At 46.4% G+C, this 14,236-nt stretch carries 12 protein-coding genes; 11 read left to right on the top strand and 1 reads right to left on the bottom strand.

Features of this window, described 5'->3' with window-relative positions:
* The first annotated feature begins 5 nt into the window (after window positions 1-5).
* The 11 genes from murE (at window position 6) to lpxC (ending at window position 13,499) form a co-directional block, all read left to right on the top strand.
* Window positions 6-1,493 (top strand): UDP-N-acetylmuramoyl-L-alanyl-D-glutamate--2,6-diaminopimelate ligase, encoded by a 1,488-nt coding sequence (gene murE / locus AACV12_RS05525; protein WP_170900024.1) that lies wholly within the window; start codon window positions 6-8, stop codon window positions 1,491-1,493.
* Window positions 1,490-2,848, top strand: a complete 1,359-nt coding sequence (locus AACV12_RS05520) for a UDP-N-acetylmuramoyl-tripeptide--D-alanyl-D-alanine ligase (RefSeq protein ID WP_170900023.1) — start codon at window positions 1,490-1,492, stop codon at window positions 2,846-2,848. The genes murE and AACV12_RS05520 overlap by 4 nt, the downstream gene beginning before the upstream one ends.
* On the top strand, window positions 2,845-3,927 hold the full coding sequence (mraY, locus tag AACV12_RS05515) for a phospho-N-acetylmuramoyl-pentapeptide-transferase (protein ID WP_017046513.1): 1,083 nt from the start codon (window positions 2,845-2,847) through the stop codon (window positions 3,925-3,927). Before AACV12_RS05520 ends, mraY begins: the two co-directional genes overlap by 4 nt.
* Window positions 3,928-3,941: 14 nt before the next feature.
* Window positions 3,942-5,279: a UDP-N-acetylmuramoyl-L-alanine--D-glutamate ligase gene (gene murD, locus AACV12_RS05510; protein ID WP_445286163.1), complete on the top strand. Its 1,338-nt coding sequence runs from the start codon at window positions 3,942-3,944 to the stop codon at window positions 5,277-5,279.
* A 42-nt stretch (window positions 5,280-5,321) separates the two neighbouring features.
* Window positions 5,322-6,497, top strand: coding sequence for a cell division protein FtsW (ftsW, locus tag AACV12_RS05505; protein ID WP_038148764.1), 1,176 nt, complete (start codon window positions 5,322-5,324; stop codon window positions 6,495-6,497).
* Window positions 6,484-7,545 (top strand): undecaprenyldiphospho-muramoylpentapeptide beta-N-acetylglucosaminyltransferase, encoded by a 1,062-nt coding sequence (gene murG / locus AACV12_RS05500; RefSeq protein WP_170895626.1) that lies wholly within the window; start codon window positions 6,484-6,486, stop codon window positions 7,543-7,545. The genes ftsW and murG overlap by 14 nt, the downstream gene beginning before the upstream one ends.
* A gap of 13 nt (window positions 7,546-7,558) precedes the next feature.
* Window positions 7,559-9,019, top strand: coding sequence for a UDP-N-acetylmuramate--L-alanine ligase (gene murC / locus AACV12_RS05495; RefSeq protein WP_170900021.1), 1,461 nt, complete (start codon window positions 7,559-7,561; stop codon window positions 9,017-9,019).
* A 188-nt stretch (window positions 9,020-9,207) separates the two neighbouring features.
* Window positions 9,208-9,981, top strand: a complete 774-nt coding sequence (locus AACV12_RS05490) for a cell division protein FtsQ/DivIB (RefSeq protein WP_088718004.1) — start codon at window positions 9,208-9,210, stop codon at window positions 9,979-9,981.
* On the top strand, window positions 9,974-11,236 hold the full coding sequence (gene ftsA, locus AACV12_RS05485; RefSeq protein WP_010317995.1) for a cell division protein FtsA: 1,263 nt from the start codon (window positions 9,974-9,976) through the stop codon (window positions 11,234-11,236). The genes AACV12_RS05490 and ftsA overlap by 8 nt, the downstream gene beginning before the upstream one ends.
* A 30-nt stretch (window positions 11,237-11,266) precedes the next feature.
* Window positions 11,267-12,484 carry a cell division protein FtsZ gene (gene ftsZ / locus AACV12_RS05480; protein WP_017042647.1) on the top strand — a complete coding sequence of 406 codons (1,218 nt, stop codon included), beginning with the start codon at window positions 11,267-11,269 and terminating at the stop codon, window positions 12,482-12,484.
* Window positions 12,485-12,581: 97 nt separating this feature from the next.
* On the top strand, window positions 12,582-13,499 hold the full coding sequence (gene lpxC / locus AACV12_RS05475) for a UDP-3-O-acyl-N-acetylglucosamine deacetylase (RefSeq protein WP_094163217.1): 918 nt from the start codon (window positions 12,582-12,584) through the stop codon (window positions 13,497-13,499).
* A 70-nt stretch (window positions 13,500-13,569) separates the two neighbouring features.
* Here lpxC and AACV12_RS05470 read toward each other — a convergent pair whose 3' ends face one another.
* Entirely contained in the window at window positions 13,570-14,025 is a 456-nt protein-coding gene (locus tag AACV12_RS05470) for a DUF721 domain-containing protein (RefSeq protein WP_017046518.1), read from the bottom strand.
* Window positions 14,026-14,236: the final 211 nt, after the last annotated feature.

The raw sequence follows: 14,236 nt of genomic DNA, 5'->3' as shown, positions 1-14,236 counted from the left end.
GCACAATGACGCCGAGTATGTGTTTACAAGATCTCATCGCCCCTTGGCTTGACCTCGATGGCCATTCTATTTCAACGTTGTCGGTGACTCGTTTAGTGCTCGATAGCCGTAAAATATCACCCAATGATACCTTTATTGCAGTGGTCGGCCATACCATCGACGGAAGGCAGTTTATTGATAACGCCACTCAAGCTGGGGCGAATCTGGTATTGGCTCAAGCGTGTGGGCAGCATCCGCATGGCAGTATGACTACCGTCAATGGCGTGTTAGTGATTTACCTTGCTGATCTAAACCAACATCTATCTCAACTGGCATCGCGGCTTTATCGTTCGAAGACCAACACGTTGATTGGGGTTACGGGAACCAACGGTAAAACCACCATTACTCAATTAATTGCGCAGTGGATTGACTTGTTGGGCGAGAAAGCGGCGGTGCTGGGTACGACGGGGAATGGTTTTCTTAACCATTTGCAGCCTGCCGCCAATACCACAGGTAATGCCATTGAGGTCCAAGAAACACTCTATCAATTAGCGCAACAGGGCGCTCGCTATACCGCTCTGGAAGTCTCTTCGCACGGATTAGTTCAAGGGCGAGTTCAAGCATTGAAGTTCGCTGTGGGCGTGTTTTCTAACTTGAGCCGCGATCATCTCGATTATCATGGCACCATGGAAGAGTACGCCAAAGCAAAGCTCTCCTTATTTACCGCTCATCACTGCCAACACGCTGTCATTAATGCCGACGATGCGGTGGGGGCGAGTTGGTTAGCACAGCTGAAAGCACCGATTGCCGTCTCTTTAAAGCAGCAACCGCAATGCGCTAAAGCGCTGTGGGCGAGCTCGGTCTCTTACAGTGATAATGGTATTTCATTAACCTTCGACGGCTACTATGGTCAAGGTGAATTGAGCGTGCCGTTGATTGGCGAATTTAACGCCAGCAATCTTCTACTCGCTTTTGCCACTATGCTGACTTTAGGTTTTGATAAACAAGCCTTGATGACAACGGCTTCTCAACTGCAGCCAGTCTTAGGGCGAATGGAGCTCTTTCAAGCGCCAAATCGTGCGAAGATCGTCGTCGATTATGCACACACGCCTGATGCTTTGGAAAAAGCACTATTAGCACTTCGCGTTCATTGCCAAGGTCAGCTATGGGCGATTTTTGGTTGTGGTGGCGACCGTGATAAAGGCAAACGCCCGATGATGGCCGAAATTGCAGAGCGCTGCGCCGATAAGGTCATTTTGACCGACGATAACCCTCGTAGCGAAAAACCGGCAGACATTGTGCAAGATATGGTGGCAGGGCTTGAGTTTGCAAGTCACGCACACGTTGAACACAATCGTTACGCTGCCGTGCAATACGCCCTGCAACATGCTGATCAGCAAGACATCATTTTATTGGCAGGCAAAGGGCATGAAGATTATCAAGTGATGGCCCATCAAACTATTCACTATTCGGATCGCGAAACGGCGCAAACGTTACTGGAGATAAGTGCATGATAGAAGTCTCTTTACAGCAATTGACGCACGTTTTGCAGGCACAATTGGTTGGTTGTGATGTCACCGTGTCTGAGGTCTCGACCGACACGCGTCAAATCAAACCCGGTGCGCTCTTTGTTGCCTTGGTCGGTGATAAATTTGATGCTCATGAGTTTGCTGCACAAGCGGTTGCGTCTGGTGCAAAGGCGTTATTGGTTCAGCGCCCTTTGGCGGTTTCGGTTCCTCAACTGGTGGTCACCGACACCAAACTGGCGTTAGGCCAGCTTGGTGCTTGGGTTCATCAACAGTGTCAAACACCGACCGCTGCGATTACAGGCAGTTGCGGTAAAACCACAGTTAAAGAGATGGTGGCAAATATTTTATCAGCCAAAGGGCGCGTGCTCTTTACTGCTGGCAATTTTAATAATGATATCGGCGTGCCGCTCACTCTGCTTCGCTCTGATCTTAATGATGCGTATGCGGTGATTGAGTTAGGGGCGAACCATATTGGTGAAATTGCTTATACCACCTCTTTAGTGAAGCCGGATGTCGCATTGGTGAACAATGTTGCCGCGGCGCATCTGGAAGGTTTTGGCTCAATTGAGGGTGTAAAACAGGCGAAAGGTGAAATTTATCAAGGCCTTGCTTCAGGTGCGACAGCCATTATTAATTTAGAAAGCCACGGTGGTGAGCGGTGGAGTGCTATTTTAGCGGACAAAACCGTTAAAACCTTTTCCAGCCGTCAAATTGCAGATTTTTACGCCCGTGGTATTAGGCTTAATGAACAAGGTGAAGCCCGGTTTGAAATGATCACACCCGTCGGTCATATTGACATTGGGCTCAATATTGTGGGTGAACATAACGTTTCCAATGCGTTGGCGGCGGCGGCATTAGCCATTGAGTTGGGTGCAAATCTTGAAGAGGTGCAGTACGGACTTGCGCATCTAGCTCAGGTGAAAGGGCGTGTTGATGTCACCCAATTGAGCACGACTGTGAAACTGATTGATGACAGTTACAATGCCAGTGTTCCAGCGATGAAAGCGGCGGTTGATCTACTTAACACTTTCTCTGCAAGGCGTTGGTTAATTTTAGGTAATATGGCTGAGTTGGGCGATGAAAGCCTTGCACTTCATCGTCAAGTCGGTGAACATGCTGCACCATTCCAGTTTGACTATGTCCTTACTTACGGTCGCGATGCAAAAGTGATCAGTGACCTATGCCATGGCCTCCATTTTGAAAGCCATGCGGACATGATTGCTTATATCGAGCAGCAATTATCACAATTCGATCAAGAGTCTCATACCTTACTCGTCAAAGGTGCAAACAGTGCGGGTATGAGTAAAATTGTGGCTGCTCTCAAGGAGAAATACTCATGATTATTTGGCTCGCGGATCTACTCCAGCCATACTTCTCTTTTTTTCGTCTGTTCGAATATCTCTCATTTCGGGCCATCGTCAGTATTTTAACCGCACTTGCTCTGTCGTTATGGATGGGGCCGCGCTTGATTAAACGTTTGCAACTACTGCAAATTGGTCAAGTAGTGCGTAACGACGGTCCAGAATCACATTTTAGTAAGCGCGGTACGCCAACCATGGGCGGAGTGATGATCCTCGCCTCTATCATTATTACCGTACTGCTGTGGACTGATCTCTCAAACCCTTACGTGTGGGCTGTACTCGCGGTGCTGCTTGGTTATGGCGTCGTCGGTTTTGTGGATGATTATCGCAAAGTGGTGCGTAAAAACAGTGATGGATTGATCGCACGCTGGAAATACTTTTGGCAGTCGGCCATTGCGTTGATAGTGGCGTTTGCTCTCTATGCACATGGCAACGATACCGCAGCTACTCAGCTTGTGGTGCCTTTCTTTAAAGATGTGATGCCGCAACTGGGCTTGCTCTACATTGTGCTGACCTATTTTGTCATCGTCGGAACCAGTAACGCGGTGAACTTAACCGATGGTCTGGACGGTTTAGCCATCATGCCGACTGTTTTGGTTGCTGCCGGTTTTGCTGTGATTGCATGGGCAACTGGGAACGTCAATTTCGCCAGTTATCTGCATATTCCTTATGTTCCTTATGCCTCAGAGTTGGTGGTGGTGTGTACTGCAATTGTGGGGGCCGGTTTAGGTTTTCTGTGGTTCAACACTTATCCTGCGCAAGTCTTTATGGGCGATGTGGGTTCACTCGCTTTAGGCGGTGCACTCGGTACAATTGCAGTGTTGGTTCGTCAAGAGTTTGTGTTAGTGATCATGGGTGGCGTGTTTGTGATGGAAACCTTGTCGGTGATTTTACAAGTCGGTTCCTACAAATTGCGTGGTCAACGTATTTTCCGGATGGCTCCTATCCATCACCACTATGAATTGAAAGGTTGGCCAGAACCACGCGTGATCGTCCGTTTTTGGATTATCTCAATTGTGTTGGTGTTAGTGGGTTTGGCTACACTAAAAGTGCGCTAGTGTAGAGCAAAACGGTGTTGAATGGAATGAAGATGGATCGTTGGCAAACTGTTAATAATGTGGTGGTCGTGGGGCTGGGTATGACGGGCCTCTCGGTGGTTAACTACCTTTTGAGCCTAGATCGCTCGCTCACGATTAAGGTGATCGACACACGGGAAAACCCGCCAGGTCGAGAGCATTTAAGCTCGCAAGTTGAGCTACATTGTGGTGGCTGGAACCAAGCTTGGCTATTTGACGCTGACCTGATTGTGACTAATCCGGGTATTGCTTTAGCTACGCCAGAGATTCAACAGGCGTTAGCACGACATATTCCCGTGGTGGGCGATATTGAGCTCTTTGCTTGGCAGGTGGATAAGCCTGTTATCGCTATCACAGGAGCCAACGGCAAGAGCACTGTGACGGATTTAACCGGAGTACTTGCTAAAGCTGCTGGGGTTAAGGTTGCCGTTGGCGGCAATATTGGTGTGCCTGTTTTAGATCTACTTCAGCAAGAGGCCGATCTTTATGTGCTGGAGCTCTCAAGCTTCCAGCTGGAAACGACCTCAAGTTTAAAACTCGTCTCTGCTGCCTTTCTCAATCTGACTGAAGATCATATGGATCGCTACGATGGTATGGAATCGTATCGCCAAGCTAAATTGCGCATTTTTAAGTATGCGCAAGCGGCGGTCGTGAACGCCGATGATAGCCAGACGGAACCTCCCTCATTTTCAGGTCACATCGCACGTTTTTCCGTTGAACATGACGCGGACTATTGCACGCAAATGATTGATGGCAAATCGTTCTTAGTGGCGAAAGGCACGCCATTGTTAGCAAGCGAAGAACTCAGCTTAGTGGGACGACACAATAGTGCTAACGTGCTCACTGTGCTCGCACTGCTCGATTTGGCGGGTGTTGATTACTCATCTGCGCTTGATGCATTGAAATCTTACCGCGGGCTGACACATCGTTGTCAGGTTGTTGCTGATAATCACGGCGTAAAATGGGTCAATGACTCGAAAGCGACCAATGTCGCAAGCACTCAAGCGGCGTTGTCGGGGTTAAATTGCCAAGGGACTTTGTATCTGCTTGTGGGGGGCGTTGGCAAGGGCGCTGATTTCTCGCCATTAGCACCGATACTAAAAACATTGAACGTAAAACTGTGCTGTTTTGGCGTTGACGGTGGGCAATTCATGCCACTGCATCCATCGGCTCAGTTTTATTCATCGATGGAAGAGATTATCGTATCGATCAAACCGCAGCTGCGTCGTGGTGATATGGTGATGCTTTCGCCTGCTTGTGCCAGTTTTGATCAGTTTAAAAACTTTATGGCCAGAGGTGACGCCTTTGCCGAGCTTGCGCAGCGTTACGCTTAATCAACAGGAAATTGCATTTTGTCCTTTTCAAGCCTCATCAAAATGACTCGTCAATGGTTTCAGAGCCAAGCGCCTGAAGCCTTGTTTGATCGTCAATTGGTATGGATTGCTTTAGGTTTGATGCTTACTGGGCTTGTGATGGTGACATCGGCTTCGTTTCCTATCAGTTCGCGTTTAACGGATCAACCGTTTCACTTTATGTTTCGTCACGCCATTTTCTTGATGCTGGCCATCGTAACATCAAGTGTGGTGTTGCAAGTGCCAATGAAACGTTGGATGCAATACAGCTCGGTGCTACTTGGCGTCTCTTTTATGCTGCTGATTGTGGTTTTGCTCGCGGGCAAATCGGTCAATGGTGCCTCGCGTTGGATCCCTTTGGGGTTATTTAACCTGCAACCAGCAGAGGTCGCGAAACTGTCACTGTTTATTTTCATGGCTGGTTACTTAGTTCGTAAACAAGATGAAGTGAGGCAAACCTTTTTTGGTGGTTTTATGAAACCGATTATGGTGTTTGGAACCTTGGCTATCTTGCTACTTGGTCAGCCAGATTTGGGAACCGTGGTTGTGATGCTAGTGACTCTGTTTGGTATGCTGTTTATTGCTGGGGCCAAACTGTCACAATTTATTGCGCTCATGGTGGCTGGAATTGTTGCGGTAATCGCACTGATTGCGGCAGAGCCTTACCGTATTCGCCGTGTGACTTCATTTCTTGACCCGTGGGAAGACCCGTTTGGCAGCGGTTATCAATTGACTCAATCTTTGATGGCCTTTGGTCGTGGAGAGTGGTTTGGTCAAGGGCTTGGTAACTCGATTCAAAAGCTAGAGTACTTACCTGAAGCGCACACTGATTTCGTATTTGCAGTGCTGGCTGAAGAGCTCGGTTTTGTTGGCGTTGTACTGGTTCTACTGCTGATTTTTAGTCTGGTGCTTAAAGCGGTGTTTATCGGTAAAAAAGCCTTTGAGCATGATCAGCAATTTGGTGGCTATTTGGCCTTTGGTATTGGAATTTGGTTTGCATTCCAAACACTCGTCAATGTGGGTGCTGCAGCGGGTATGGTGCCGACTAAGGGCCTAACGCTGCCCTTGATCAGTTACGGCGGTTCAAGCTTAATTATTATGTCGGTTGCGGTGTCGATCTTATTGAGAATTGATCATGAATGTCGACTCAAAGATCGCAATCGAGTGTCTATAGAAAAAGAATCCAATGATAAACAATAAACGTTTAATGGTTATGGCTGGTGGCACGGGGGGGCATGTTTTTCCCGGTCTCGCTGTGGCTAAACAGCTCCAACAGCAAGGTTGGCAGATCCGCTGGCTAGGGACTGCGGATCGGATGGAAGCAGAATTAGTGCCTAAACATGGTATTGAGATCGACTTTATTCAGGTCAAAGGTTTACGTGGCCAAGGCATAGGGCGTTTGCTGAAAGCGCCTTTTCAAATTGTGAACGCGATTTTTCAAGCGCGTCGTTATTTGAAGCAGTGGCAACCTGATGCGGTGCTCGGCATGGGCGGATACGTCAGTGGCCCCGGTGGCGTGGCAGCGTGGTCTATGGGAATTCCCGTTGTGCTTCACGAGCAAAATGCCGTAGCAGGGTTAACCAACCGTTGGCTTTCGAAAATTGCCAAACGCGTATTTCAAGCCTTCCCCGGTGCCTTTACTGAGGCACAAGTCGTAGGTAACCCTGTACGTCAAGATGTCGCTACATTACCCGCACCGCAAGTACGCTTTGCTGAGCGAAATGAACCGATCCGCATTCTCGTGATGGGCGGCAGCCAAGGTGCGCAGATTCTCAATCAAACTTTGCCTGATGTGCTAGCTATGCTTGGCGATAATTACCAAGTTTGCCATCAAGCAGGCAAGAATAATCAACAGTCGGTTGAGCAAGCTTATCGCGCGCTTCAGATCAAAAATGCACACGTTACTGAGTTCATTGAGGATGTGGCTGGCGCTTATGCGTGGGCTGATTTACTGGTGTGCCGCTCGGGAGCATTAACGGTTTCTGAAGTGGCAGCGGCCGGTGTTGGCGCTATATTTATCCCTTTTATGCATAAAGACCGACAGCAAGCGCTTAACGCGGATCACTTAGTCGCTTGTGGTGCGGCCAAAATGATTGAACAGCCGCAGCTCACAGTAGAAAAACTAGCGCAAGAGATTGCTTCTCTTGAGCGTCATGATCTGCTGTTGATGGCGCAACAAGCGCGTGCAGCCGCACAACTGGATGCTGATAAAGTCGTTGCCGACGCTATCATCGCACTTACCCAATAACGAGAAATTTTTCATGACCATTAAACATACTCAAGATTTAGCTCAAATCCGTGCCATGGTGCCAGAGATGCGCCGCGTCAAGTGTATTCACTTTGTCGGTATTGGTGGGGCGGGAATGAGCGGAATTGCAGAAGTATTGCTCAATGAAGGCTACCAAATTACCGGCTCAGATCTCGCTTCCAACCCTGTGACTGGAAGATTGGCAAATAAAGGGGCTATCATTTATATCGGTCATCAAGCCACTAATATTGAACACGCCAGCGTGGTGGTAGTCTCTACTGCAATCGATGAGCTAAATCCTGAACTGAAAGCGGCGCGTGAGCGACGCATTCCTATTGTTCGTCGTGCAGAAATGTTGGCGGAATTAATGCGTTTTCGTCATGGCATTGCAGTGGCTGGTACGCATGGTAAAACAACGACTACGGCATTGGTTACGCAAATTTATTCTGAGGCTGGTTTAGATCCTACGTTTGTTAATGGCGGGTTAGTCAAAAGCGCCGGCACCAATGCGCGTTTGGGTTCAAGTCGGATTTTGATTGCTGAAGCTGACGAAAGTGATGCTTCATTTCTTCATCTTCAGCCTATGGTTAGTATCGTGACCAACATCGAAGCTGATCACATGGATACGTATGGCGGTGATTTTGAAACGCTCAAACAGACCTTCATCGATTTCTTACACAACCTGCCATTTTATGGTCAGGCGATATTATGTATTGATGATCCTGTTGTGCGTGAAATCATCCCACGTATCAGCCGTCAAGTGATCACCTACGGTTTTGCCGATGATGCAGATGTCAGGATTGAGAATTACCATCAGCAGGGGCAACAAGGCCAGTTTACGGTCGTCAGACAGGGACGAGCCAATCTGGATATCACGCTTAATATTCCAGGTCGTCATAATGCGCTTAATGCCTCCGCGGCTATTGCAGTGGCAACGGAAGACGACATCAGCGATGAAGCGATTTTAAAAGCGATGGCTAGCACCCAAGGTACGGGACGTCGTTTTGATCATCTGGGCGAGTTTGATACGGGCAATGGGGTTGCGATGCTTGTTGATGATTATGGTCATCATCCGACCGAGGTGGGCGTGACTATTAAGGCGGCGCGTAGTGGTTGGCAAGAAAAACGGCTAGTGATGATTTTCCAACCTCATCGCTACAGTCGAACTCGCGATCTGTATGATGATTTTGCCAATGTACTGGAGCAAGTCGATGTGCTGATCATGCTCGATGTCTATGCCGCAGGAGAAAAGCCGATTGCGGGAGCCGATGGTCGATCGTTGTGCCGAACGATACGCAGTCGCGGTAAAATTGATCCTATTTTTGTTCCCGACAGCACCATACTGCCTTCGATTCTGGCTAATGTATTACAAGATGGTGACCTCGTGCTGACGCAAGGTGCTGGGGATATCGGCAAGGTAGCGAAACATTTAGCGGGACTCGAACTGAATATCAGTAAAATGCAACAGGTTTAATTTAAATGGCTTATTTGTGTATCAATATTGAATAACATGGTATCCAGTCCAGATTTATTACTTTCAATGTTTGATACTTTCAGCGACCTCAGTATAATCCGGAGGTTAAAGTCAGTGCTTTTACCTCTATTGTGAACCAAATAGGGCATGCGATTGCGATTTAGAAACAGGAACATCAGGCTTTGTTAATGAATGTGTTCGATGAAAGCCGAGCTGTGTCCCGTTCGCCACTCATAAAAGATCACGCCGCTGGCGCTATTTTTTTATTTGTGGTGTTGTTGCTGATAAGTTCACTCATTTATTCAACACTTAGTTGGATGTGGGACGAACAGAGGCTACCGCTTTCAAAAATTGTTCTACAAGGTGACTTGCAATACGTATCTTCGCTAGATGTGCAGCGCGCTTTTGCTCAGTTGGATCATATCGGTACTTTCATGTCGCAAGATATTAACGTACTTCAATCGAGTGTACAGGTCATCCCGTGGGTGGCCCATGCATCGATTCGTAAACAATGGCCTGACACAATAAAAGTGTTTCTGACAGAGTATAGAGCGGTAGCGATTTGGAATGGCAACGCTTTGTTAGACGGATATGGCACGGTATTTAATGGTGATATTGGTCAATTGAACGGCGATAGAGTGAAACTTTATGGCCCGCAAGGAACCAGTCACGAAGTACTGGATGTTTGGAATAAAACGAACCCTAAGTTTCAATCATTAAACTTAAATATATCGTCACTGTTACTCAACGATCGTCGAGCGTGGCAAATAATTTTAGATAATGGCATCCGCTTAGAGTTAGGTAAAGAATCACTAGATGAGCGAGTTGCACGTTTTATTTCGCTGTATAAGAATTTAGGTAATAAAGCTGAACAAGTTAGCTATATCGATCTTAGATATGATACAGGAGCCGCAGTAGGTTGGTTCCCTGAACAAGAAGCACAAGAGAGTAAAAATGACTAAGACCGCTGATGACAACATTATTGTTGGTCTTGATATAGGCACAGCCACCGTGTCAGCTTTAGTCGGTGAAATACTGCCTGACGGTCAAATTAATATTATTGGCGCTGGTACGAGCCCATCCCGTGGGATGGATAAAGGGGGAGTTAATGATCTTGAATCGGTCGTTAAGTCTGTCCAAAGAGCGGTTGACCAAGCAGAATTAATGGCGGAATGCCAAATTAGTAATGTGTTTCTCTCTCTATCTGGGCGACATATTGCGAGCCGTATTGAAAAAGGCATGGGAACTATTTCAGATGAAGAAGTTTCTCAAGAAGATATGGATCGAGCGATTCATACCGCCAAATCAATAAAAATTGGGGAAGAGCAAAGAATATTGCACGTCATTCCTCAAGAATTTACGATTGATTACCAAGAGGGAATTAAAAACCCGCTTGGTTTATCAGGTGTGCGCATGGAAGTGAGCGTGCATCTTATTTCTTGTCATAATGATATGGCGAGAAATATTATCAAAGCGGTAGAACGCTGTGGTTTAAAAGTTGAACAACTGGTTTACTCTGGTTTAGCGGCAAGTAATGCAGTTATTACGGAAGATGAGCGAGAGTTAGGTGTGTGCGTGATTGATATAGGCGCAGGCACTATGGATGTTGCTATCTGGACCGGTGGTGCGTTACGACATACTGAAGTGTTTTCTTATGCAGGAAACGCAGTAACCAGTGATATTGCTTTTGCGTTTGGCACACCAGTCAGTGATGCTGAAGAGATTAAAGTAAAATATGGCTGTGCGCTGAGTGAATTGGTAAGCAAGGATGATACCGTTAACGTCCCAAGTGTAGGAGGAAGACCTTCGCGAAGTTTGCAAAGACAAACCTTGTCGGAAGTGATTGAACCTCGCTACACTGAATTAATGGGATTAGTTAACCAAACTATAGATACTGTCCAAGACAAATTGCGCAAAAATGGTATTAAACACCATTTAGCGGCTGGTGTTGTTTTAACTGGCGGCGCTGCGCAAATTGAAGGTTTGGTTGAGTGTGCGGAACGCGTTTTCCGCAATCAAGTTCGCGTAGGCAAGCCTTTAGAGGTGAGTGGTCTTACAGATTATGTAAAAGAGCCGTATCATTCTACGGCGGTTGGTTTACTTCATTATGCGAAAGAGAGCCAAATTAATGACGACACGGAATACAGCGAACCGAAACGCCAATCCATGTCGAGCTTAATTGGTCGTTTGCGTAACTGGATACAAAAAGAGTTTTAACCTGAGTTGCAGGGAAAACGGAGATAACACATGTTTGAACCGATGATGGAAATGTCTGACGATGCTGTAATTAAAGTCGTTGGAGTTGGTGGTGGTGGCGGTAACGCTGTTGAACACATGGTGCGTGAGTCCATCGAAGGCGTGGAATTCATCAGTGTCAATACCGATGCGCAAGCACTTCGTAAAACAAGCGTAAGTAGCGTCATTCAAATTGGTGGTGATATCACTAAAGGTTTGGGTGCTGGTGCAAACCCGCAAGTTGGACGTGATGCAGCTCTAGAAGACCGAGAAAGAATTAAAGAAGTTCTGATGGGTGCCGATATGGTATTTATCGCAGCTGGTATGGGCGGTGGTACAGGTACAGGTGCTGCTCCTGTTATTGCAGAAGTTGCCAAAGAACTGGGTATCTTAACCGTAGCGGTTGTCACGAAACCTTTCAGTTTTGAAGGAAAAAAACGTTTGGCATTTGCTGAGCAAGGTATTGAAGAGTTGTCAAAACACGTTGACTCTTTGATTACCATTCCTAATGAAAAACTACTGAAAGTGTTAGGTCGTGGTATTACCTTACTTGAAGCATTTGCGAGTGCGAATGATGTGCTTAAAAATGCAGTGCAAGGTATTGCAGAGCTAATTACACGCCCAGGCATGATTAACGTGGACTTTGCTGACGTACGTACTGTGATGTCAGAAATGGGCCACGCGATGATGGGTAGTGGAGTGGCTCGCGGCGAAGATCGTGCTGAAGAAGCGGCAGAGATGGCAATTTCTAGCCCTCTTTTGGAAGATATTGATCTTGCAGGTGCTCGTGGCGTGTTGGTCAATATTACTGCTGGTTTGGATATGCGACTAGACGAATTTGAAACCGTCGGCAATACTGTTAAGGCGTTTGCGTCTGACAATGCGACAGTTGTCATCGGTACTTCGTTAGATCCTGATATGGCAGACGAAATTCGCGTGACTGTCGTTGCAACGGGTATTGGCAATGAAAAAAAGCCAGACATTACTTTAGTTGCAGGCGGTAAAGCCAAAGTCGCACCAGCAGTTCAACCACAAATGGTTCAACAAGCAGCGAAAATCGAAGAAAAAACGGCACAGCCTTTGCAAGAAAGAGCAGAAGTGAAACCGCAATCAGCATCGTCGTCAACTGTTTCATCTTCTTCCGGTGCAAGCCAAAATACGGCACCGAAAGCAGATAAGGAAAATGGATATCTTGATATCCCAGCATTTTTACGTCGTCAGGCTGATTAACAATTAGACATAATTTGACACTGTTCAAAATTATGGTAGCATTCGCGGTCGGTGCTTTACCGACCGTGTTTTGTCGCACTGACATAGAGGCAAGTAGATGATCAGACAACGAACTCTGAAAGAAATAGTGAAAACAACTGGGGTGGGCTTACACTCTGGTCGTAAAGTCACATTAACGCTTCGCCCTGCTGCTGCAAACACTGGGATCATTTACCGCCGTACTGATGTCAATCCTCCAGTAGACTTCCCTGCGGACCCTGAATCTGTTCGCGATACCATGCTATGTACTGCTTTGGTCAACGATGAAGGTATTCGTATCTCTACTGTTGAGCACTTAAATGCAGCATTAGCGGGCATGGGAATCGACAACGTTATCATCGAAGTTGACGCACCTGAAATTCCTATTATGGATGGTAGTGCTAGCCCATTTGTTTACTTGCTACAACAAGCGGGCATTCAAACGCTGAATACACCAAAACGTTTTATTCGAATTAAGAAACCAGTTCGATTTGAAGATGGTGATAAGTGGGCGGAACTTGTACCCCATAACGGTTTTCGTATGGATTTTGAGATTGACTTTCAACATCCTGCTATCGATTCTGATGAACAACGCATGGTGTTTGATTTTTCCTCGCAAGGTTTCGTCAAAGAAATTTCAAGAGCTCGTACTTTTGGTTTCATGCGTGACATTGAGTACCTACAATCGCAAAACCTCTGTTTAGGTGGTAGCTTTGATTGCGCCATCGTATTAGATGAATACCGTATTCTTAATGAAGAAGGTTTGCGTTTTGCCAATGAGTTTGTCACTCATAAAGTATTGGATGCCATTGGTGACTTGTACATGTGTGGTCATTCCATTGTGGGTGAGTTCCGTGCTTATAAATCAGGCCATGGTTTAAATAACCAGCTACTGCGTGCGGTCTTAGCCGACCAAGAGGCGTGGGAATGGGCTACTTTTGAAGAAGAAGTTGGCTCTCCAGTGGCGTTTGCTGAACCAAATATGGTTATCGCTTAATCGCAATTTTTAAATAAAAAGGCCAGACAACTGTCTGGCCTTTTTATTTGTACTAATTCATTGATGACGCTTATTTGGGCCTAGCCAATTTCGCTAAATTTTCCAAACGTTTTTTGACTTTAGGGGAAGCGCTACTCGCCACCATCAGTAATGCCTGGGCCGTATTTTCAGATAGTGGTGGGCGAGCGACCGTTTCTTTTTCTTCTTTCATACCACGATTACGATAGAGCGCTGGGTTTATCTTGAGCTCAATGCTGATCAATTTGGCAAATCCTTGGTTGCGTAACTGATTCAAAATGTGTAATCGGTCATAATCAAGCTTCATTTTTATTGATGCACTGGCCACTTCAACGATTAAGTGACCACCGCGCACATTAGCGGCTCGGACATGATCGGCCGTACCTTTAGGAAGCAACTTATTGAGCACTTTATTTAAAGCGAGGATCTCGGTGGCATGTTGCTGTATTTTTTTCAGAGATGAATCGCTGATCAGCTCTTTCGTTAACGTGGGACGGTGATCGCGCATGGTGTCTCCCTCTTAAGTTGCCATTCAATTCTATTGTGGTGCCTATGATGCGTATAGTAATAAATCCATTTTATTGCTTAAACAGTGCTCAAAAAGCGTAAAAATATTAAGTGTGCTTCAAACAAATAGTTTTGCTATTGGTTGTTGCCGCAAAAATTCCTTACACTATGCGTTACATAATTATTTAATACCTTGAAAATAAACCTCACCG

Origin of the sequence: Vibrio sp. 2-2(8), from assembly GCF_963888495.1 — a bacterium.
Classification (GTDB): Bacteria; Pseudomonadota; Gammaproteobacteria; order Enterobacterales; family Vibrionaceae; genus Vibrio; species Vibrio anguillarum.
The sequence above is the reverse complement of the archived record's forward strand: the minus strand, read 5'-3'. Positions and strand labels throughout refer to the sequence as shown.